This window comes from Bacillus haynesii (genome assembly GCF_014042035.1).
Lineage (GTDB): Bacteria > Bacillota > Bacilli > Bacillales > Bacillaceae > Bacillus > Bacillus haynesii.
The window spans coordinates 1089201-1105539 of record NZ_CP059494.1 but is presented as its reverse complement, the minus strand read 5'-3'; the positions used below and the strand labels follow the sequence as shown (position 1 = coordinate 1105539).

Genomic DNA, 16339 nt, shown 5'->3' with positions numbered 1-16339 from the left:
TATGATGGATATATACCGAATCAAAGGAGTATTTTATGATTTCTAAAGAAAAAATAGCCAGAATTAACGAGCTTGCCAAAAAAGCAAAGAGCGGATCTTTAACAGACGAAGAAAAAGCTGAACAGCAGAAGCTTCGCCAGGAATACCTTCAAGGCGTCCGCGCGTCTATGAAAAACACGTTGAAAACTGTGACGATTGTTGACCCTGAAGGTAATGATGTGACTCCTGAAAAGCTCAAACAGGAAAAAAGAAACCGCCGATTGCATTAATTTTAGGGAATACGTCGATATCGTATTCCCTTTTTGTATATACTACAATTTAAAATGAAGGCAAAGATTCGTCATTTTTCACTCAGCTTTTGAGCTGAAATAGTTGTGAAAACCGATGGGTAGATTTATGATAAGAAAGTAGAGTCCATACAGGAAGGGGATCATAATGAAAACGATTGAATTAAAATCTGTCGCAACAATACGAACACTCTCCATAGACGCGATTGAAAAAGCTAAATCCGGTCACCCGGGCATGCCGATGGGGACTGCTCCGATGGCTTATGCGCTTTGGACAAAAATGATGAATGTCAGCCCTGAAAATCCGAATTGGTTTAACAGGGACCGTTTTGTGCTGTCTGCCGGTCACGGATCAATGCTTCTGTACAGCATGCTTCACTTAAGCGGATATGACGTTTCAATTGAAGACCTCAAGAATTTCCGCCAATGGGGAAGCAAAACTCCCGGGCATCCGGAATTCGGACATACTCCGGGTGTAGATGCGACTACAGGTCCGCTTGGCCAAGGAATCGGAATGGCTGTCGGAATGGCGCTTGCTGAACGTCACCTTGCGGAAACTTACAACCGTGACGACTATCGGGTTGTTGATCATTATACATACAGCATTTGCGGTGACGGAGACTTGATGGAGGGAATTTCATCGGAAGCGGCTTCGCTTGCGGGACATTTGAACCTCGGCCGTCTCATCGTCCTTTATGATTCAAATGACATTTCGCTTGACGGTGAATTAAACCGCTCATTCTCTGAAAATGTGAAGCAGCGCTTTGAAGCGATGAATTGGGAAGTGCTTTATGTTGAAGACGGCAACAACATTGCCGAAATTACGGCCGCCGTCGAGAAAGCGAAACAAAATGACAAGCAGCCGACATTAATTGAAGTGAAAACAACGATCGGTTTCGGTTCTCCAAACCGTGCGGGGACATCCGGCGTTCACGGCGCTCCGCTCGGCTTAGAAGAGGCGAAATTAACGAAGGAAGCGTATGAGTGGACATACGAAGAAGATTTTTATGTTCCTTCCGAAGTGTACGAACACTTTAACGAAACAGTGAAGGAAGCGGGCAAGAAAAAAGAGGCGGAATGGAACGAACTGTTCGCCGCATACAAGAAAGCCCATCCGGAACTTGCCGAAGAGCTTGAACTGGCGATGAAAGGTGAGCTTCCAGAAGGATGGGATCAGAAAGTACCTGCATATGAGAAAGGAAGCAGCCTTGCTTCACGTGCATCTTCAGGTGAAGTGTTAAACGGAATCGCTCAACAAGTGCCGTTTTTCTTTGGCGGATCCGCGGACTTGGCCGGTTCTAACAAGACGACAATCAAAAATGGCGGAGATGTTTCAGCGAAGGATTACGCCGGCAGAAATATCTGGTTCGGTGTACGGGAATTTGCGATGGGAGCAGCTTTGAACGGAATGGCTCTCCATGGAGGCCTCCGCGTATTCGGCGGAACGTTCTTCGTTTTCTCTGATTACCTGAGACCTGCGATCCGTCTTGCTGCATTAATGGGGCTTCCTGTCACATATGTGTTTACACATGACAGCATTGCCGTCGGAGAAGACGGACCGACTCATGAGCCGATTGAACAGCTGGCATCACTTCGTGCGCTGCCGAACTTGTCCGTCATTAGACCTGCCGACGGAAATGAAACAGCAGCAGCCTGGAAGCTGGCGCTTCAATCAAAAGATCAGCCGACTGCGCTTGTATTGACTCGCCAAAACTTGCCGACAATCGATCAGTCTGCTGAAACGGCTTATGAAGGCGTTAAAAAGGGTGCATATGTCGTGTCGAAAAGCCAAAACGAAAAACCGGAAGCGATCTTGCTTGCGAGCGGATCTGAAGTCGGCCTTGCGCTTGATGCACAAAGCGAGCTGCAAAAAGAAGGCATTGACGTATCCGTTGTCAGCGTTCCGTCTTGGGATCGTTTTGACAAGCAGCCGGCTGAATATAAAAACGCTGTTCTTCCAACTGATGTGACAAAGCGTCTCGCAATTGAAATGGGATCGCCGCTCGGATGGGAGAGATATACCGGCATTGACGGGGACATTCTCGGAATCGACCAGTTCGGTGCATCAGCTCCTGGCGAAACGATCATGAAAGAATACGGTTTTACGCCTGCGAATGTAGTTGACCGGGTGAAAAAACTGTTAAATCGCTAATCGGGCATATGAAAGAGAATGATCTGCGGATCATTCTCTTTTTTTCGTTTCGACAAAATTAGTCGCTTCTTTTATCATCATCAGACAATTATCTCTAACCCCCTTTTGTATAATAGAAAGCATATATTCTTCGAAACAGGGGGATGAGACAGTGATGGAACGTCATTATTATACGTATTTGATAGAAGAGGAATTTGCCGGCCATTATTTTGGAAGAGAGTCTGTCATGTTCAAGCTTTTTTACGATTATCATTGGACGAGCCCCGATCAAAAGTCTCAATTAGCCGCGAAACAGATCGAGTTTATTACAAAGCCGATTCCCGCTGCCCATATACACAAAAGAATGAAAATGAACCTCTGCCGGGAAGACTATACACAGGTTGACTATGTATACAGATTGATTGTTCCAAAAGGAAGCGCTTCTTTTATTATCAAAGACCGTCATATTGAGATTTTGGCGAAGGGTCCATTCGATGCCGAAACGGTTTTCTTTGAAGTTTTGCGGAAAGTAAGCCCGTGTTTCCTTGCCATGGATTTTAATATGAAACGTTACGGCTGGCTGAACCCTGTGAAAGAAAGAAATTTTGTATAAAAGAAAGAATTTGGACTGTAAATGTTGTATAATAGCGTTTGGTTTAGTACACTTTATACGAGACAACATGAAGGAGGAAATTAAATGGATTTGTGGGTTGTCATCCTAGTGGGCGTTTTAGCATTGCTCGCAGGTGTTGCACTCGGATTTTTTATTGCTCGTAAATATATGATGAACTATTTGAAAAAAAATCCGCCAATTAATGAACAAATGCTGCGCATGATGATGATGCAGATGGGTATGAAACCATCCCAGAAGAAAATTAATCAAATGATGAAAGCCATGGAAAATCAAACGAAATAATACGAATGCGATTATGACATAGAAGGAACATGGTTATAAAATAAAAAACCCGCTTCCGGGTTTTTTATTTTGATCTATGATTATTGTGTATTTCCGAGAGATAGTTTTTGGTATTCCAAGAGAAGGATATCCAGCTGCTGGCTGTGCTGAATGGTGATATGTGAAGTCATGCCGTTTGTCATGACGATTTTTAGCAGCTCTTTTCTTTTTTCCTCAATTTCATGAAGCAGATTTTCTTTCATCACAGGAATTTATCCTTTCTTCTGTAAAAATCATCTTTTTGTTGCCTACTAAATGCTATTATATCCATATATAGGTTCCTTTTCAATTCTGAAGGTGATAAGGGTAAATTGTCAAAATTGATTATATAAAGAATTTCGTGAAATCAACATCCTTTTTTGTGATATGTTAGGAAATTGAAATGTAATTGTCATATCAAATGATTTTCTTTCATGGTATTCCATAAAATAGAAGGGAGAAAGAGATGGCTGATATCAATTATATTCTCGCTTTCGGTGCAGGGTTTCTATCGTTTATTTCGCCATGCTGCCTGCCGCTTTATCCCGCTTTTTTATCATATATTACCGGTGTCAGCATGAGTGACATCCATTCTGACAAACTTAAGTTTCAAAAGAGGAGCCTGATACATACCGTCTTTTTCCTCATCGGCTTTTCGATGATCTTTGTGGCTCTCGGCTACAGCACATCGCTTGTCGGGTCCTTTTTTAAGGATTATCATCAGCTCATCAGGCAGCTTGGCGCGGTTTTTATCATCTTTTTCGGTTTTGTCACACTGGGGATTTTTAAGCCCGAATTTTTAATGAAAGAAAGGCGCCTTCATTTTAAAAACAGGCCCGGCGGTCTGCTCGGTTCTGTCGGAATCGGAATGGCATTTGCCGCCGGCTGGACGCCCTGTACCGGTCCGATTCTTGCAGCGGTCATCGCACTCGCCGGAACGAACCCGATGTCGGCTGTGCCGTATATGGTGCTTTATGCACTCGGATTCAGCCTGCCGTTTCTGCTCCTGTCTTTTTTCATTACAAAGATGAAATGGCTTCGGAAGCATCAGCTCATTATCATGAAGATCGGCGGAGTTGCGATGATTGTAGTCGGAATCCTGCTGTTCTTTGACTGGATGACGAAAATCATTATCGTATTGTCAGGCCTGTTCGGCGATTTTAGAGGCTTTTAGAAACTTGGCTAAGAACCGCCTAGTTTTTTTGTTACAATAGGACTTATTCACAGCAAAATTGAATAATGATGTTGGAGGGGAGTATGACAAGGGTTTTAATTGTTGATGATGCAAAATTTATGAGAGATAAAATTAGAGAAATACTTGAAACAGAAGACTTGCAAGTCGCGGGTGAAGCCGAGAATGGGGAAGAAGCTGTTTTGCTTTATCAAAAGCTTCAGCCGGACTTGGTTATCATGGATATTACAATGCCTGTGAAAAACGGGATTGAAGCTTTAAAGGACATGATCCAGCTGAACCCGAAAGTGAAAGTGATCATGTGTACGGCCATGCGGCAAAAGCGAATCGTCGTTGAGGCGATCGAGGCCGGGGCCAAGGACTTTATCGTCAAGCCTTTCGAGGAAACGAAAGTCGTCGAAGCGATTCGGCACGTGCTCGGAAATCCTTGCAGCTGATAAACCTGAACATGGTATTTTTCTTCGTTTTGGAGTATAGTAACAAGTAGAGAAATTAGCTTTAGAAAAAGGGATGATATGTATGATGATCGTCGTTTCATCTATACTTGCCGTCGTGATGGCCGTCATTGTCATGGCTGTCAGAATCAAGTCATCTGAAAAACCGGCTACGGCCAAAAAAATTATACTGCCTCCGATTTTTATGAGCACCGGTGCTCTCATGTTTTTATTTCCGATGTTCCACGTTACCGGTGCTGAATTTTTGGAAGCTCTCACCGTGGGCATGATCTTTTCTATTTTCTTAATTAAAACCTCAAAATTTGAAATCCGCGATGATAAAATCTATATTAAACGCTCCAAATCGTTTGTGTTTATTTTAATTGCGCTGCTCGTCATCCGGATCGTGATGAAGAGCATATTAAGCACAACGATCGATTACGGCGCACTGAGCGGAATGTTTTGGATTCTGGCTTTCGGGATGATCGTTCCTTGGCGAATCGCCATGTATTTATCGTTCAGAAAGCTTTCAAGCCAGATTGAAGCGTCAAATCACATACAGGTCAATTAAAACAAAACCTTTCCTGAAAGAAGGAAAGGTTTTGTTTATTTAAAAAGCTCTTGATATGAAGAGTGATCAATATTCTTTTCTTTTAAACGCTTCACGAGGAACTTATGGTCTCTTTTCGGTGTGGCCATAATATAGCCTCTGACGATTAAATCCCGGTCGATTGCGCCCGCTTTTTCTTGCAATGCAAGCTCTCCGATCTTTCCGGCAATTTTCGCTTTTGCTACATCGCGAAACAGCTCTGGTACGGGTGAAACCAATTCTTCAAGCAGTTCTTTTTCTTCGTCATTCCACAAATGCCTTGTCTGTTCAATATAATAATCCTGCCAGTCCAGCTCAGATTTCCCATCTTCTTTAGGCAGCCTTTTTAAAAATTTGCGAAACATGAAAAAACCGCCGATCGACAAGAGGACGATCATGATGACGATCCAAGCGAGCATCAGCCATAAAAACCATCCTTCCAGCATCTCTCATCACTCCTTTGTCTATAACCTATTTTACATGAAGGCGTTTTAGAAGAACATAGAAAAAATAATATAAAATGGGACAACGGCCTGGTCAAAAGAGATGCTAGAACATAATCTATTGTATAGCAATTCCCTAATCGGCCATAGAGAATTGCTAGAGGATATTTGACGAACGAACGGAAAAAACCCGGATGGCAAAGTGTTTTACGCGCTGTCCGGGTTCTGCTTGTTGTGCAGGTATGATGTAAAAGGAATATTGATTGAAAGCGAAACGTCATCTTTGCTTGCTTCCTTATTGATTTTAACTGCAAGAATGTTGTTTTCGCATTCCGCTTCGATGTGTTTGTCATTCAAAAAGAAAGGAAGCATCAGCGATTTTTCGTAAAGCTGTTCATCGGTTTTAACCGCAAGCTTGAAATCGTAGCCTGAAAACGTCAAATCAAGATGCCGGGTATTCAAGTGGTTTAAATCTGCTTCAATTATATATTCAGTGCTCGTTTCGTAAAGGTCAATCGGTAAAGTTTCATCATAGAGGAGAAAAGGGTCATCAACAAACTGTTTCATCCATTCTTTGTCAAAATCTGTGGAATCGAAACGTTTTGTATTTGTCATTGGAGCATTCCTCCATACCTAGCCTTACCATTAGATTATGCACAGCTGTGAATTCATGTGAAGGAGGTGATTCGAAGGGGGTTACAACGCCTGAGGGTGATCCGCGGTAAAGCAAAAATCCGCGCCGTGAAAGACGCGGAAAGTGTTACATATCGTGACTGGAATTGTGTTTTTGTCTCGTATGGTTCCGGTTTTTAACTTTTTTGCTTCCGCTCAAGGGCTCTGGCTGCCCCGGCTGAGCTCCTTTCGGTGCATTTTTGCGCATATCTTTGCCGTCGTTTTTATTTGTCAATGTCTTAACCTCCTAAGGCATTCATGAAGGATCTTTAATATTTATTGATTGGTTTTCCGTTTTTTATTGTTTTGGCGTTCCGCCTCAGTGAGAATGTGCTGATCATCTTCAATATATCCCGCGCCGTTTCCTTGGCGTTTAGCATTGTTCATTCCATTGATTACATGATTTGCTTTTCGTTTGGACAATTTCGATCACCTCAGACTGTAGTATAGCCTCAGCGAGTGTATTGTATAAAAAAATGTATTTCCAGTAAAATAAACTTTTTTCCGTATATAAGGCATTCTTATTGAATTTAATAAAAACATTGATATTTACTTATGTTTAAAATTGTTTTAAGATTAAATTGTGAGAAAATTGTGGTGAAATATGCCGATTTTTCTGGCGTATGATCTTGATCTTTAAAGGGGGATTTTGGAGAAATGGCGAATCAGCAACAAGTCGCAAAAAAAGACGCTTTTCAATCAAGAAAAACGTTTACAGTACAAGGCAAAACGTACAGCTATTATTCTTTAAAAGCATTAGAGGATCAAGGAATCGGAAACGTATCAAAACTGCCTTATTCCATTAAAGTTTTGCTCGAATCCGTTCTTCGTCAAGTAGACGGGAGAGTCATTACAGAGGAACATGTTGAAAACTTGGCAAAATGGGGCACTGCCGAATTAAAAGATATTGACGTTCCTTTCAAACCATCCCGCGTTATTTTGCAGGACTTTACCGGCGTTCCAGCCGTTGTAGACCTTGCTTCATTAAGAAAAGCGATGGCATCAGTCGGCGGAGATCCGGATAAAATCAATCCTGAAATACCGGTAGACCTTGTCATCGACCACTCCGTACAAGTTGACAAAGCGGGTACGGAAGATGCATTGACAATTAATATGGACCTTGAATTCCAACGAAATGCAGAGCGTTACAAATTTTTAAGCTGGGCTAAGAAAGCGTTTAATAACTATCAAGCTGTTCCACCTGCTACAGGTATTGTTCACCAGGTGAACCTTGAGTATTTGGCAAACGTTGTCCATGCTGTGGAAGAAGACGGCGAGATTGTCGCTTATCCTGACACGCTTGTCGGTACTGACTCCCATACAACGATGATCAACGGAATCGGCGTTCTCGGCTGGGGCGTCGGCGGAATTGAAGCTGAAGCAGGCATGCTCGGCCAGCCTTCGTATTTCCCTGTACCTGAAGTAATCGGAGCGAAGCTTGTCGGAAAGCTGCCGAACGGCACGACGGCGACGGACCTGGCGCTTAAAGTGACACAGGTGCTGCGTCAAAAAGGCGTTGTCGGAAAGTTCGTCGAATTCTTCGGACCGGGTGTTGCAGAACTTCCGCTTGCAGACCGTGCGACAATCGCAAATATGGCTCCTGAATACGGCGCGACTTGCGGTTTCTTCCCTGTCGATGAGGAAGCGCTGGCATACATGCGTTTAACAGGCCGTGATGAAGAACATATCGCTGTTGTGAAAGAATATTGCCGTCAAAACGGACTGTTCTACACGCCTGATCAGGAAGATCCTGCATTTACCGATGTCGTTGAAATTGACTTGTCAAAAGTTGAAGCGAACCTTTCAGGTCCGAAGCGTCCTCAGGATCTCATTCCGCTGACTGACATGAAAGAGACGTTCCACAAGCATTTGGCAAGCCCTGCGGGCAACCAGGGATTCGGTTTAAACGCGAGTGAGGCTGACAAAGAAATCAAATTTAAGCTTGAAAACGGCGAAGAAGCCGTCATGAAAACGGGTGCGATCGCAATTGCGGCGATTACCAGCTGTACAAATACATCAAACCCTTATGTCTTAATTGGTGCAGGACTTGTCGCTAAAAAAGCGGTTGAACTGGGATTGAAAGTACCGAACTATGTGAAAACATCCCTGGCTCCGGGTTCAAAAGTCGTAACAGGTTACTTGGTCAATTCAGGCCTGCTTCCGTATATGCGCGAGCTTGGATTTAACATCGTCGGCTACGGCTGTACGACATGTATCGGGAACTCCGGACCGCTTGCGCCTGAGATCGAAAAAGCGGTTGCCGAAAACGACCTGCTGATTACGTCTGTCCTTTCCGGAAACCGTAACTTTGAAGGCCGGATTCATCCGCTTGTCAAAGGAAACTACCTGGCGTCTCCGCCGCTTGTCGTCGCCTATGCATTGGCAGGTACGGTAGATATTGACTTGAAAAACGAACCGATCGGCGTCGGCAAAGACGGTCAAAACGTGTACTTCAACGATATTTGGCCGACGATGGACGAAATCAACTCCGTCGTGAAGCAAACCGTTACTCCTGAGCTGTTCAGAAAAGAATACGAGCGCGTATTTGATGACAACGAACGCTGGAATGCGATTAAAACAACGGATGAAGCTCTGTATAAATGGGATGAAGAGTCCACTTACATTCAAAACCCTCCGTTCTTTGAAGACATGTCAGTTGAGCCTGGTACGGTTGAACCGCTTAAAGGCTTGCGCATTGTCGGCAAATTCGGAGACTCTGTCACGACAGACCATATTTCTCCGGCGGGAGCGATCGGCAAAGACACGCCGGCCGGAAAATACCTGCAGGAAAAAGGTGTTTCTCCTAGAGACTTCAACTCATATGGTTCAAGACGAGGAAACCATGAAGTCATGATGAGGGGAACATTCGCCAACATCAGAATCAAAAACCAGATCGCTCCGGGCACAGAAGGCGGTTATACAACGTATTGGCCGACCGGAGAAGTGATGTCCATTTATGATGCCTGCATGAAGTATAAAGAAGACGGCACAGGTCTGGTCGTCATTGCCGGAAAAGACTACGGAATGGGTTCTTCCCGCGACTGGGCGGCAAAAGGAACAAATCTGCTCGGCATCAAAACCGTCATTGCAGAAAGCTTCGAAAGAATTCACAGAAGCAACCTTGTGCTGATGGGCGTTCTTCCGCTGCAATTTAAAGAGGGAGAAAACGCTGAAACGCTCGGTTTGACAGGGAAAGAAACGATTGAAGTGGACGTGAGTGAGACGGTGCGCCCGCGCGATCTCGTTCAAGTCAAAGCGATTGCCGAAGACGGCACAGTCAAGTCGTTTGAAGCTGTTGTCCGCTTTGACAGCGAAGTGGAAATCGATTATTACCGTCACGGCGGGATCCTGCAAATGGTGCTCCGCAATAAAATGAAGCAGTAATTGAATGAGGAAGAGAGAGCCTTTAGCTTTCTCTTCTTTTTTCAGCGTGATCATGTATGTGGAGGATGCCGATGATGAAAAAAGTGCTGGCTGCCGCGTTTCTTTTAGTTTTGGCCGGTCTTGCGGTATGGAACTTTACAGGGAAAAAAGAAGCCGAAATCGGCATTGCGAAAGGAGACAAGGCGCCTGATTTTACGCTTCCGTCATTAAAAGATGGAAACGATGTATCGTTGTCAGACTTTAAAGGAAAAAAAGTGCTGTTAAATTTTTGGGCCACCTGGTGTAAACCGTGTGAAATAGAAATGCCTGCAATGGAAGAACTCCAAAACGAAAATCAGGACATTGCCGTTTTGGCCGTCAACTTTACATCTTCCGAGAAAAACGAGAAATCGGTCAAAACGTTTGCCGAAAGGCACGGCTTACATTTCCCCATCGTCTTAGACCGAACGGGCATCAATGCGAAATACGAGATTTTTTCGTACCCGACGACATTTATCATTGATGAAAACGGAATCATTAAAGATATCGTCCTTGGGACGATGACAAAAAAAGATATGGAAGAAAAGCTGGGATTATAAAAAATCCCGGCTTTTTTGCTTATATTGACCAAAAAATGGTGAAAATGAAAACAAGCTGGAGGTGATTCAACATGAAAAAAGCGAAAAGGCGAACATTTGAAGAACTTGTCTCGGAAAACAAAAAGGAGCTCATGACCAACCAAGAGTTTCTTGATCGGCTGGAAGATAAGCTTGAAGAGAAATTTAGGCTGAAGTAAAAATCGATTCATGTTTACGCTCCTTTTTGAGAATCCTAATGCTGAAAAGGAGGGATAGACATGCCGAGAGAACATGACAAACAGTCTAAATTTGCCCCGAGCCACCTTGGGACAAAACCGGTAGAATATAAACGCAACAAAGGAAAAAAAATGCACGATAAATCAGGAGAAACGCCGATCATTATGCAGACAAAAGGCGAGTAAACATCAAAAGGAGGCAGAGACCCGAATGACACACCAAAAACATCATCCGGATGACAGATCAGACAACGTGGAGAAGCTTCAAGACATGGTGCAGAACACAATCGAAAACATCGAGGAGTCTGAAGAGCAGCTGTCTTTTGCCAGCGAGGCGGAACAGGAGCAGATCCGCGAAAAAAATGAACGCCGAAATGAAAGCATTGAGGCGATGCGCAATGAAATCCATGACGAGGCGGAAGCCCGCAAAAACGGATATCATCAATAAACCAGGGCGACCTGGTTTTTTTGCATGAAGCCGTCCGTCGTGTTTTTGCCCATTGTATATGCTAGAATTGGATTATATACATTGTGAAAAGGGAGTAGAGGGAATTTGTACGTCTCAAAAAAAGAAATAGAAGTCCGCTATGCCGAAACAGACCAAATGGGTGTCGTCTATCACGCCAATTATTTGATTTGGATGGAGGTAGGACGGACGGCTTTAATTAAAGAACTCGGCTTCTCTTACGCCGAAATGGAGAAAGACGGCATCCTGTCGCCTGTCGTGGATATCAATGTCCGCTATGTCAAACCTCTTCGCTACGGTGAAACAGCAACGGTACATACGTGGATTGAAGATTACAACGGCTTTAAAACGGTATATGGGTATGAAATCTTTAATTCCGCTGGTGAAACCGCTGTGAAAGGAACATCGTCCCATATTTGCGTTGACGGGGACAGCTTCAAACCGGTTCAGTTCCGTAAGCTTTATCCAAAGTGGCATGAAGCTTATGAAGAGGCCAAAAAGTAATGGCGTTCGGTATTAAAAGAAACGAGCTGAACGAATGGAAGCGCGCCGTTTTAAACAGCGAAATCGCGTTTCTTACGCATTACTGGCTCGATGACAGGTATCCGGATATCAAAACGGTGACAAAAGCAGGATGCGGGAACATTGATAAGCTTGCAGAGTGGGGGAAACAGTACGGACTGAAAAAAGAGTGGATCGATAAAAGAAGCAAATTTCCCCACTTTGATTTATTGGGAGAGAAGCAGGTCGAGATTTTAAAACGAGAAAAGCTCTCTAGCCATATTGAACGATTCCGGCTTGAATCATCCGGTGCACAATAAAAAAGAACGCTTTTAGAGAAACCCGGACATCCTTGAAATAAGCAAGCATTGTTCTTGCTTATTTCATTTTGATGATCAAATTGCTCGTTCTTTTCACTGTCCTTATTGCTAAGGTTTGCAAAAATTGATGGAAAAAAATCTGTTTCAGTTCTTTACCTCAGTGTTACGGTATCGCTTTTCATGGCCGCAGTCATTTTATTTTTCATAAAAAAATCCCTAAAACAAGGAGTTTTAGGGATGACAGAGTGAGCGGCTAATTAAATTTGATCGTTTAATTTATCCAGGATGTCTTTATCTATTTGCTTCTCGCTTGCTTTTTCCTTGCTGGATATTATTTCTCTTCTATCTTCCCAATGAATAATATAATACTGACCTTTCTGCATTTTGTCTTGAGAAGAGAGCTTTAGGTTTTTGGGTTTTCCATCTTTATCATAACCCGTAACATCATAGTTATAATTTATATATGTGTATCCATCACTTGCTTTTTCTTTAACGACTTTTGGATCTGTTGTAATTTTGACGTAATAATCTTCCGTTGAATAATATCCGGAATATAAAAAGTAGCCCGCGCCCAATATCATCAGTCCTACCGTTAAAATTCCTAAAAACCATTTCATCATTTATCACCTCGAACCCATCATATATAAAACCTCCCAACGAAACCATTGATTTATCTTACATATTCCTTTCACTTTTGTAAGCAATAAAAGTCCAAGCGCATCAAAAAACAGCTACTTGGAGCAGGGAAGTTGTCCATTCCTCAGAAAGCATTAGAATCATCAACATGACGGTGTAATGAAATTATATTTTCCAAGCAAAAGGACATCTTTCCGGTGAAGATGTCCTTTGAAAATACCCATCATAATCTAATAAATCTCTGCACCTTGTTGGGGATGACTGTAATAGAAAGTGTGCCATCCGGACAAACCAAAATTTTAAGACGCATTTTTGAAGTTTTAATCAATGAAAAAATTAAGTGCAGTTAAAATTATAGAAAAACCCAAAATAGTTCCTAGGACAATGCTATGCCGTTTACGATTCATTACAACAACAGCGATATATTCCCGGATCATGGCGTTCGGCCAATAATAAAAAGCGGTTTTTGAACCGATCCCATCGCTCTTTAACACTGCTCGTTTTGCATATAGGCTGGCGCGGAACAGATGGAAATTGTTTGTTGTGAAGATGCTGTTGTATTTGCCGTCTGTTAATGAGTCCATCAGTTGTTTGGAGAAAAGCATATTTTGATATGTATTTACAGAACGGTCTTCTTTCAAAGTGTGCTCTTCAGGTATCCCTTTTTTTAAAGCATATCTTTGCATGGCTTCTGCTTCAGAAAGGTTTTCATCAGGTCCTTGCCCGCCGGAGAAAATAATGTTCGGCGGAGAAGCAACAGCTGCTTGTTTCCGATAAAAATCGACAGCCTTATTGATCCTGCTTGCTAAAAGCGGCGGTACTGTATCATTAATTAATCCACTCCCGAGAACGATGATGTAATCCTGATTAAGTTTCGGTCTGTTAAATTGATATAGAAAATAAGCTGTTAAGAAATTTGTTAAATGAAAAAAGAAGTAGACCGCAATAAGCGATGATCCTGCAAACAATGGCTGAACATTTGGCGATAAAAAACGAGCGGGGTCAATCACTGACAATAGAAAATATATGATAATGCCTAGCCCGGAAATTAAAGTCAAACAATTAGACAATCGTCGTCCTTCTCTTTTGATAAGAATTCTCGCATTCAGAAATAACCCGATCATTAAAGCAAATAGACCAAACGTTAGGATAAAGAAAAAGATCAGCAGCGGTACAATGACGAACAGTCTAAAAAAGCCAATTCCGACAACGTAGGCCAGATAGTAGGAAAGAACAAGAAATGAACAAAAAAATAGATTAAATAAAAAACCGTTGATGATCCTTCTTCGGTCCGTTAAATAAAAGATCAGAAAAACAGCTAGTAAAATAAAGGTTGTCACACCGTAAACCATGTTCAAACACCTCGATGTAAATGACTCTGTATAATATAAGAGTGTTTAAAAATCTTTATTGAATGGGGAAATCCTTGCCGCTTTATTTTAGACGAACTGTATTTTAGATATACAGGATCTATACTCACTCAGTTATTCGTGCTTGCTGCCCCGGATATACTTGTCCCTGACTATTGAAAATGGAGGTGTACGAGCTCACGGAGAAATATTGCGTGTGCATTTGCCGCACACTCAGCCAAGCCTTCGGCTCCTTAATTAAGGTAAAAAATAAAAAAACTTGCAGAAAAACAAAAGTTTTTCTACAAGTTGAAAAAAATGCTCTTTTTTACTGATATTCAAAAGTCGGTTCTTCAGATGATTCATTATAGGAAACAAGCAGATCATGGCCGTCGAAATACCATACATCGCTTTCTTCCACGAAAAACGTAATTCCGTCTTTTTCCGCGCTCACACCAATTTGCTGCGGCTCATCTTTTGAAACCCCAAGGGAGAAGCCTTTTTGAACATTGCTGCATCCTCCGTAGCGGACAAAGAAGCGAACCTGATCTCCTTCTTTTAAATCAAGCTCGTCCTTATACCATTTAAGCGCCTTTTCATTAATTTTCAAATTCACGGGCAAGCACTCCTTCATCATTTGTTCAAAGCATGCTGAATCTATTTATAGTATATAACGTTTATGTCCGATCATGAAAATATAATGTTTTTCGGATAGGCTCATTTTTTGCCGGACATCCACTTGATTTTAGGCTCGGTTTTATCGATGATGCGTTTAATATTCGTTCTGTGTCTGTATACGACAAACGCCGTAAGAAAGGCGACGACTGCCACCAATAAAAGGTCTTTCGTAAACAGGCTGTAAACCGTTGTATACAAGCCGGTTAAAATGGAAGAAAGCGATACATATTTTGTGATATACAAAAACAGAAAGAACACCGCAATCATTGTGAGAAACAGAAGAGGCTGATAGCAAAGCAATACGCCTCCGGAAGTAGCGACAGCTTTTCCGCCTTTAAATTTTGCGAACACAGGGAACATATGCCCGAAGACTGCGGCTACACCGGCCAACAAAGGGTGTACGCCGATGTGCAGGATGGCAGGCAGAAAGGCGGCGAGCGTCCCTTTCAAAATATCCGCAGCCACAACGATGGAGCCGGCTTTCACGCCGAGTGTCCGGAATGCGTTGGTGGCGCCAAGATTGCCGCTGCCGTGTTCTCTGATGTCGATTCCTTTGGCGGCCTTTCCGACAATCAAGCCGGACGGAATGCTGCCGAGTAGATAGGCTAAAACAAATAATAAAGCAATTAACATTTCATTTCTCCTTTTTAGATGATCCCTTCTCTTTATTTTAACATGAGAGGCGCCTTTCATGACGGCTTTTCTTAAAAGTACCGTATATATCATACAAAATAATGCGCTCTAATCATATGAAAATTTTGATTATCGCCTCTGTTTTCGTGTAAACTGAACGTAAAAGGAGTGATCGGCATGGAAAACCCTTCTAAACAGGAAATCAAAAACATTCTTGAAAACAGCAAACGAATCGCGGTAGTCGGCTTGTCCGACAACCCTGAAAGAACATCGTACATGGTGTCAAAAGCGATGCAGGACGCGGGATATGACATCATCCCTGTCAATCCGACCATAGATGAGGCGCTGGGCGTCAAGGCTGTCGCATCCTTAAAAGACATTGAAGGACACGTTGATATCGTCAACGTGTTCAGAAGATCCGAGCATCTGCCTGATGTCGCAAATGAATTTCTGGAGATAGACGCAGATGTGTTTTGGGCGCAGCAGGGACTTGTCAACGAAGAAGCTTATCGGCTTCTGAGCGAAAAAGGCTATACGGTGATTATGGATTTGTGCATAAAAGTGGCGCACGCGTTAACAAAATCGGCATAAAAAAGACAAAAATCCTTGTTTTTTCAAGGGTTTTTGTCTTTTTTATGCGAGAATATGTTTGCGAATTGCTGTGAAAAACGGCTACAATAAGTCTTGGACAGTTTTTTTAAGAATGATTTTCCAATTGCGATTGGGATAGCCTTGTCCTGCGGGGGACGAATCGTGTAAAATGACGGCTGTGCAAAATAGCGGCTTTCATTTTAACATTTACTGCCAATGATTGAAGCGATTGGAAAAGAATCGGATAATACTTTGCTTTACATGACAGAGTGTGTATTATTCTTTATAAGCAATGTTTGATTTTTG

The 16339-nt window shown here is 42.6% G+C and carries 24 protein-coding genes; 15 read left to right on the top strand and 9 right to left on the bottom strand.

Annotated elements, in window-relative coordinates; all coding sequences use genetic code 11:
- The first annotated feature begins 35 nt into the window (after positions 1 to 35).
- From H2R00_RS05350 to H2R00_RS05335, 4 genes are all read left to right on the top strand, one after another.
- Positions 36 to 269: a DUF896 domain-containing protein gene (locus H2R00_RS05350; RefSeq protein ID WP_003182231.1), complete on the top strand. Its 234-nt coding sequence runs from the start codon at positions 36 to 38 to the stop codon at positions 267 to 269.
- 166 nt (positions 270 to 435) lie between these two features.
- Positions 436 to 2439 carry a transketolase gene (gene tkt / locus H2R00_RS05345; protein ID WP_182070616.1) on the top strand — a complete coding sequence of 668 codons (2004 nt, stop codon included), beginning with the start codon at positions 436 to 438 and terminating at the stop codon, positions 2437 to 2439.
- 154 nt (positions 2440 to 2593) lie between these two features.
- Complete coding sequence (gene sirA, locus H2R00_RS05340) at positions 2594 to 3031, top strand: sporulation inhibitor of replication protein SirA (protein WP_043926445.1); 438 nt, start codon at positions 2594 to 2596, stop codon at positions 3029 to 3031.
- Positions 3032 to 3115: 84 nt separating this feature from the next.
- Positions 3116 to 3334, top strand: coding sequence for a YneF family protein (locus H2R00_RS05335; protein ID WP_003182236.1), 219 nt, complete (start codon positions 3116 to 3118; stop codon positions 3332 to 3334).
- Positions 3335 to 3414: 80 nt separating this feature from the next.
- On the opposite strand, the gene H2R00_RS05330 is transcribed toward H2R00_RS05335, so the two are convergent.
- Positions 3415 to 3576 (bottom strand): aspartyl-phosphate phosphatase Spo0E family protein, encoded by a 162-nt coding sequence (locus tag H2R00_RS05330; RefSeq protein WP_202604361.1) that lies wholly within the window; start codon positions 3574 to 3576, stop codon positions 3415 to 3417.
- Positions 3577 to 3818: 242 nt separating this feature from the next.
- On the opposite strand from H2R00_RS05330, the gene H2R00_RS05325 reads away from it, so the two are divergent.
- The 3 genes from H2R00_RS05325 (at position 3819) to H2R00_RS05315 (ending at position 5549) form a co-directional block, all read left to right on the top strand.
- Positions 3819 to 4526, top strand: coding sequence for a cytochrome c biogenesis protein CcdA (locus H2R00_RS05325; protein WP_154995141.1), 708 nt, complete (start codon positions 3819 to 3821; stop codon positions 4524 to 4526).
- Between the two features lie 83 nt (positions 4527 to 4609).
- Positions 4610 to 4981 carry a response regulator gene (locus H2R00_RS05320; RefSeq protein ID WP_154995139.1) on the top strand — a complete coding sequence of 124 codons (372 nt, stop codon included), beginning with the start codon at positions 4610 to 4612 and terminating at the stop codon, positions 4979 to 4981.
- A gap of 73 nt (positions 4982 to 5054) precedes the next feature.
- Positions 5055 to 5549, top strand: a complete 495-nt coding sequence (locus H2R00_RS05315) for a CcdC family protein (protein ID WP_094777448.1) — start codon at positions 5055 to 5057, stop codon at positions 5547 to 5549.
- 35 nt (positions 5550 to 5584) lie between these two features.
- Here the strand turns inward: H2R00_RS05315 and H2R00_RS05310 are convergent, their stop codons facing one another.
- The 4 genes from H2R00_RS05310 to sspO form a co-directional block, all read right to left on the bottom strand.
- A complete protein-coding gene (locus H2R00_RS05310; protein ID WP_154995137.1) occupies positions 5585 to 6013 on the bottom strand; it encodes a DUF2621 family protein in 429 nt (142 codons plus the stop codon).
- 204 nt (positions 6014 to 6217) lie between these two features.
- Complete coding sequence (locus tag H2R00_RS05305) at positions 6218 to 6625, bottom strand: Hsp20/alpha crystallin family protein (RefSeq protein ID WP_182070615.1); 408 nt, start codon at positions 6623 to 6625, stop codon at positions 6218 to 6220.
- Between the two features lie 145 nt (positions 6626 to 6770).
- Positions 6771 to 6917, bottom strand: a complete 147-nt coding sequence (locus H2R00_RS05300; protein WP_003182250.1) for a small acid-soluble spore protein P — start codon at positions 6915 to 6917, stop codon at positions 6771 to 6773.
- A 41-nt stretch (positions 6918 to 6958) separates the two neighbouring features.
- The gene (gene sspO, locus H2R00_RS05295; protein WP_043926452.1) at positions 6959 to 7105 is read right to left on the bottom strand and encodes a small acid-soluble spore protein SspO; all 147 of its coding nucleotides are present in this window, start codon (positions 7103 to 7105) and stop codon (positions 6959 to 6961) included.
- A gap of 234 nt (positions 7106 to 7339) precedes the next feature.
- Here sspO and acnA point away from each other — a divergent pair, with 234 nt between their 5' ends.
- The 7 genes from acnA (at position 7340) to H2R00_RS05260 (ending at position 12146) form a co-directional block, all read left to right on the top strand.
- Entirely contained in the window at positions 7340 to 10066 is a 2727-nt protein-coding gene (acnA, locus tag H2R00_RS05290; RefSeq protein WP_154995133.1) for an aconitate hydratase AcnA, read from the top strand.
- A gap of 71 nt (positions 10067 to 10137) precedes the next feature.
- On the top strand, positions 10138 to 10644 hold the full coding sequence (locus H2R00_RS05285; RefSeq protein ID WP_154995131.1) for a redoxin domain-containing protein: 507 nt from the start codon (positions 10138 to 10140) through the stop codon (positions 10642 to 10644).
- Positions 10645 to 10715: 71 nt separating this feature from the next.
- Positions 10716 to 10841, top strand: coding sequence for an FbpB family small basic protein (locus H2R00_RS05280; RefSeq protein ID WP_182070614.1), 126 nt, complete (start codon positions 10716 to 10718; stop codon positions 10839 to 10841).
- A gap of 60 nt (positions 10842 to 10901) precedes the next feature.
- The gene (locus tag H2R00_RS05275) at positions 10902 to 11045 is read left to right on the top strand and encodes an acid-soluble spore protein N (protein ID WP_003182261.1); all 144 of its coding nucleotides are present in this window, start codon (positions 10902 to 10904) and stop codon (positions 11043 to 11045) included.
- A gap of 25 nt (positions 11046 to 11070) precedes the next feature.
- Positions 11071 to 11307, top strand: a complete 237-nt coding sequence (gene tlp, locus H2R00_RS05270) for a small acid-soluble spore protein Tlp (RefSeq protein WP_003182262.1) — start codon at positions 11071 to 11073, stop codon at positions 11305 to 11307.
- 105 nt (positions 11308 to 11412) lie between these two features.
- Complete coding sequence (locus tag H2R00_RS05265; protein WP_003182265.1) at positions 11413 to 11829, top strand: YbgC/FadM family acyl-CoA thioesterase; 417 nt, start codon at positions 11413 to 11415, stop codon at positions 11827 to 11829.
- Positions 11829 to 12146: a hypothetical protein gene (locus H2R00_RS05260; RefSeq protein ID WP_182070613.1), complete on the top strand. Its 318-nt coding sequence runs from the start codon at positions 11829 to 11831 to the stop codon at positions 12144 to 12146. Before H2R00_RS05265 ends, H2R00_RS05260 begins: the two co-directional genes overlap by 1 nt.
- A gap of 257 nt (positions 12147 to 12403) precedes the next feature.
- Here H2R00_RS05260 and H2R00_RS05255 read toward each other — a convergent pair whose 3' ends face one another.
- The 4 genes from H2R00_RS05255 to plsY form a co-directional block, all read right to left on the bottom strand.
- Positions 12404 to 12763, bottom strand: coding sequence for a YxeA family protein (locus H2R00_RS05255; protein ID WP_182071025.1), 360 nt, complete (start codon positions 12761 to 12763; stop codon positions 12404 to 12406).
- 339 nt (positions 12764 to 13102) lie between these two features.
- Positions 13103 to 14134 (bottom strand): YdcF family protein, encoded by a 1032-nt coding sequence (locus H2R00_RS05250; RefSeq protein ID WP_182070612.1) that lies wholly within the window; start codon positions 14132 to 14134, stop codon positions 13103 to 13105.
- A gap of 325 nt (positions 14135 to 14459) precedes the next feature.
- Positions 14460 to 14747 carry a HesB/YadR/YfhF family protein gene (locus H2R00_RS05245; protein WP_154995125.1) on the bottom strand — a complete coding sequence of 96 codons (288 nt, stop codon included), beginning with the start codon at positions 14745 to 14747 and terminating at the stop codon, positions 14460 to 14462.
- Between the two features lie 101 nt (positions 14748 to 14848).
- The gene (plsY, locus tag H2R00_RS05240; protein ID WP_154995123.1) at positions 14849 to 15442 is read right to left on the bottom strand and encodes a glycerol-3-phosphate 1-O-acyltransferase PlsY; all 594 of its coding nucleotides are present in this window, start codon (positions 15440 to 15442) and stop codon (positions 14849 to 14851) included.
- A 177-nt stretch (positions 15443 to 15619) separates the two neighbouring features.
- Here plsY and H2R00_RS05235 point away from each other — a divergent pair, with 177 nt between their 5' ends.
- A complete protein-coding gene (locus H2R00_RS05235) occupies positions 15620 to 16033 on the top strand; it encodes a CoA-binding protein (protein ID WP_154995121.1) in 414 nt (137 codons plus the stop codon).
- Positions 16034 to 16339: the final 306 nt, after the last annotated feature.

What these genes read in the sequence shown, in the direction of transcription:
- H2R00_RS05255 (WP_182071025.1), bottom strand. Translation starts at nt 12,763, where the DNA reads ATGAAATGGTTTTTAGGAATTTTAACGGTAGGACTGATGATATTGGGC.
- H2R00_RS05280 (WP_182070614.1), top strand. Translation starts at nt 10,716, where the DNA reads ATGAAAAAAGCGAAAAGGCGAACATTTGAAGAACTTGTCTCGGAAAAC.
- tlp (WP_003182262.1), top strand. Translation starts at nt 11,071, where the DNA reads ATGACACACCAAAAACATCATCCGGATGACAGATCAGACAACGTGGAG.
- H2R00_RS05275 (WP_003182261.1), top strand. Translation starts at nt 10,902, where the DNA reads ATGCCGAGAGAACATGACAAACAGTCTAAATTTGCCCCGAGCCACCTT.
- H2R00_RS05335 (WP_003182236.1), top strand. Translation starts at nt 3,116, where the DNA reads ATGGATTTGTGGGTTGTCATCCTAGTGGGCGTTTTAGCATTGCTCGCA.
- tkt (WP_182070616.1), top strand. Translation starts at nt 436, where the DNA reads ATGAAAACGATTGAATTAAAATCTGTCGCAACAATACGAACACTCTCC.
- H2R00_RS05235 (WP_154995121.1), top strand. Translation starts at nt 15,620, where the DNA reads ATGGAAAACCCTTCTAAACAGGAAATCAAAAACATTCTTGAAAACAGC.
- H2R00_RS05320 (WP_154995139.1), top strand. Translation starts at nt 4,610, where the DNA reads ATGACAAGGGTTTTAATTGTTGATGATGCAAAATTTATGAGAGATAAA.
- H2R00_RS05350 (WP_003182231.1), top strand. Translation starts at nt 36, where the DNA reads ATGATTTCTAAAGAAAAAATAGCCAGAATTAACGAGCTTGCCAAAAAA.
- acnA (WP_154995133.1), top strand. Translation starts at nt 7,340, where the DNA reads ATGGCGAATCAGCAACAAGTCGCAAAAAAAGACGCTTTTCAATCAAGA.
- H2R00_RS05305 (WP_182070615.1), bottom strand. Translation starts at nt 6,625, where the DNA reads ATGACAAATACAAAACGTTTCGATTCCACAGATTTTGACAAAGAATGG.
- H2R00_RS05310 (WP_154995137.1), bottom strand. Translation starts at nt 6,013, where the DNA reads ATGCTGGAAGGATGGTTTTTATGGCTGATGCTCGCTTGGATCGTCATC.
- H2R00_RS05330 (WP_202604361.1), bottom strand. Translation starts at nt 3,576, where the DNA reads ATGAAAGAAAATCTGCTTCATGAAATTGAGGAAAAAAGAAAAGAGCTG.
- H2R00_RS05260 (WP_182070613.1), top strand. Translation starts at nt 11,829, where the DNA reads ATGGCGTTCGGTATTAAAAGAAACGAGCTGAACGAATGGAAGCGCGCC.
- sirA (WP_043926445.1), top strand. Translation starts at nt 2,594, where the DNA reads ATGGAACGTCATTATTATACGTATTTGATAGAAGAGGAATTTGCCGGC.
- H2R00_RS05325 (WP_154995141.1), top strand. Translation starts at nt 3,819, where the DNA reads ATGGCTGATATCAATTATATTCTCGCTTTCGGTGCAGGGTTTCTATCG.
- H2R00_RS05315 (WP_094777448.1), top strand. Translation starts at nt 5,055, where the DNA reads ATGATATGTATGATGATCGTCGTTTCATCTATACTTGCCGTCGTGATG.
- plsY (WP_154995123.1), bottom strand. Translation starts at nt 15,442, where the DNA reads ATGTTAATTGCTTTATTATTTGTTTTAGCCTATCTACTCGGCAGCATT.
- H2R00_RS05250 (WP_182070612.1), bottom strand. Translation starts at nt 14,134, where the DNA reads ATGGTTTACGGTGTGACAACCTTTATTTTACTAGCTGTTTTTCTGATC.
- H2R00_RS05285 (WP_154995131.1), top strand. Translation starts at nt 10,138, where the DNA reads ATGATGAAAAAAGTGCTGGCTGCCGCGTTTCTTTTAGTTTTGGCCGGT.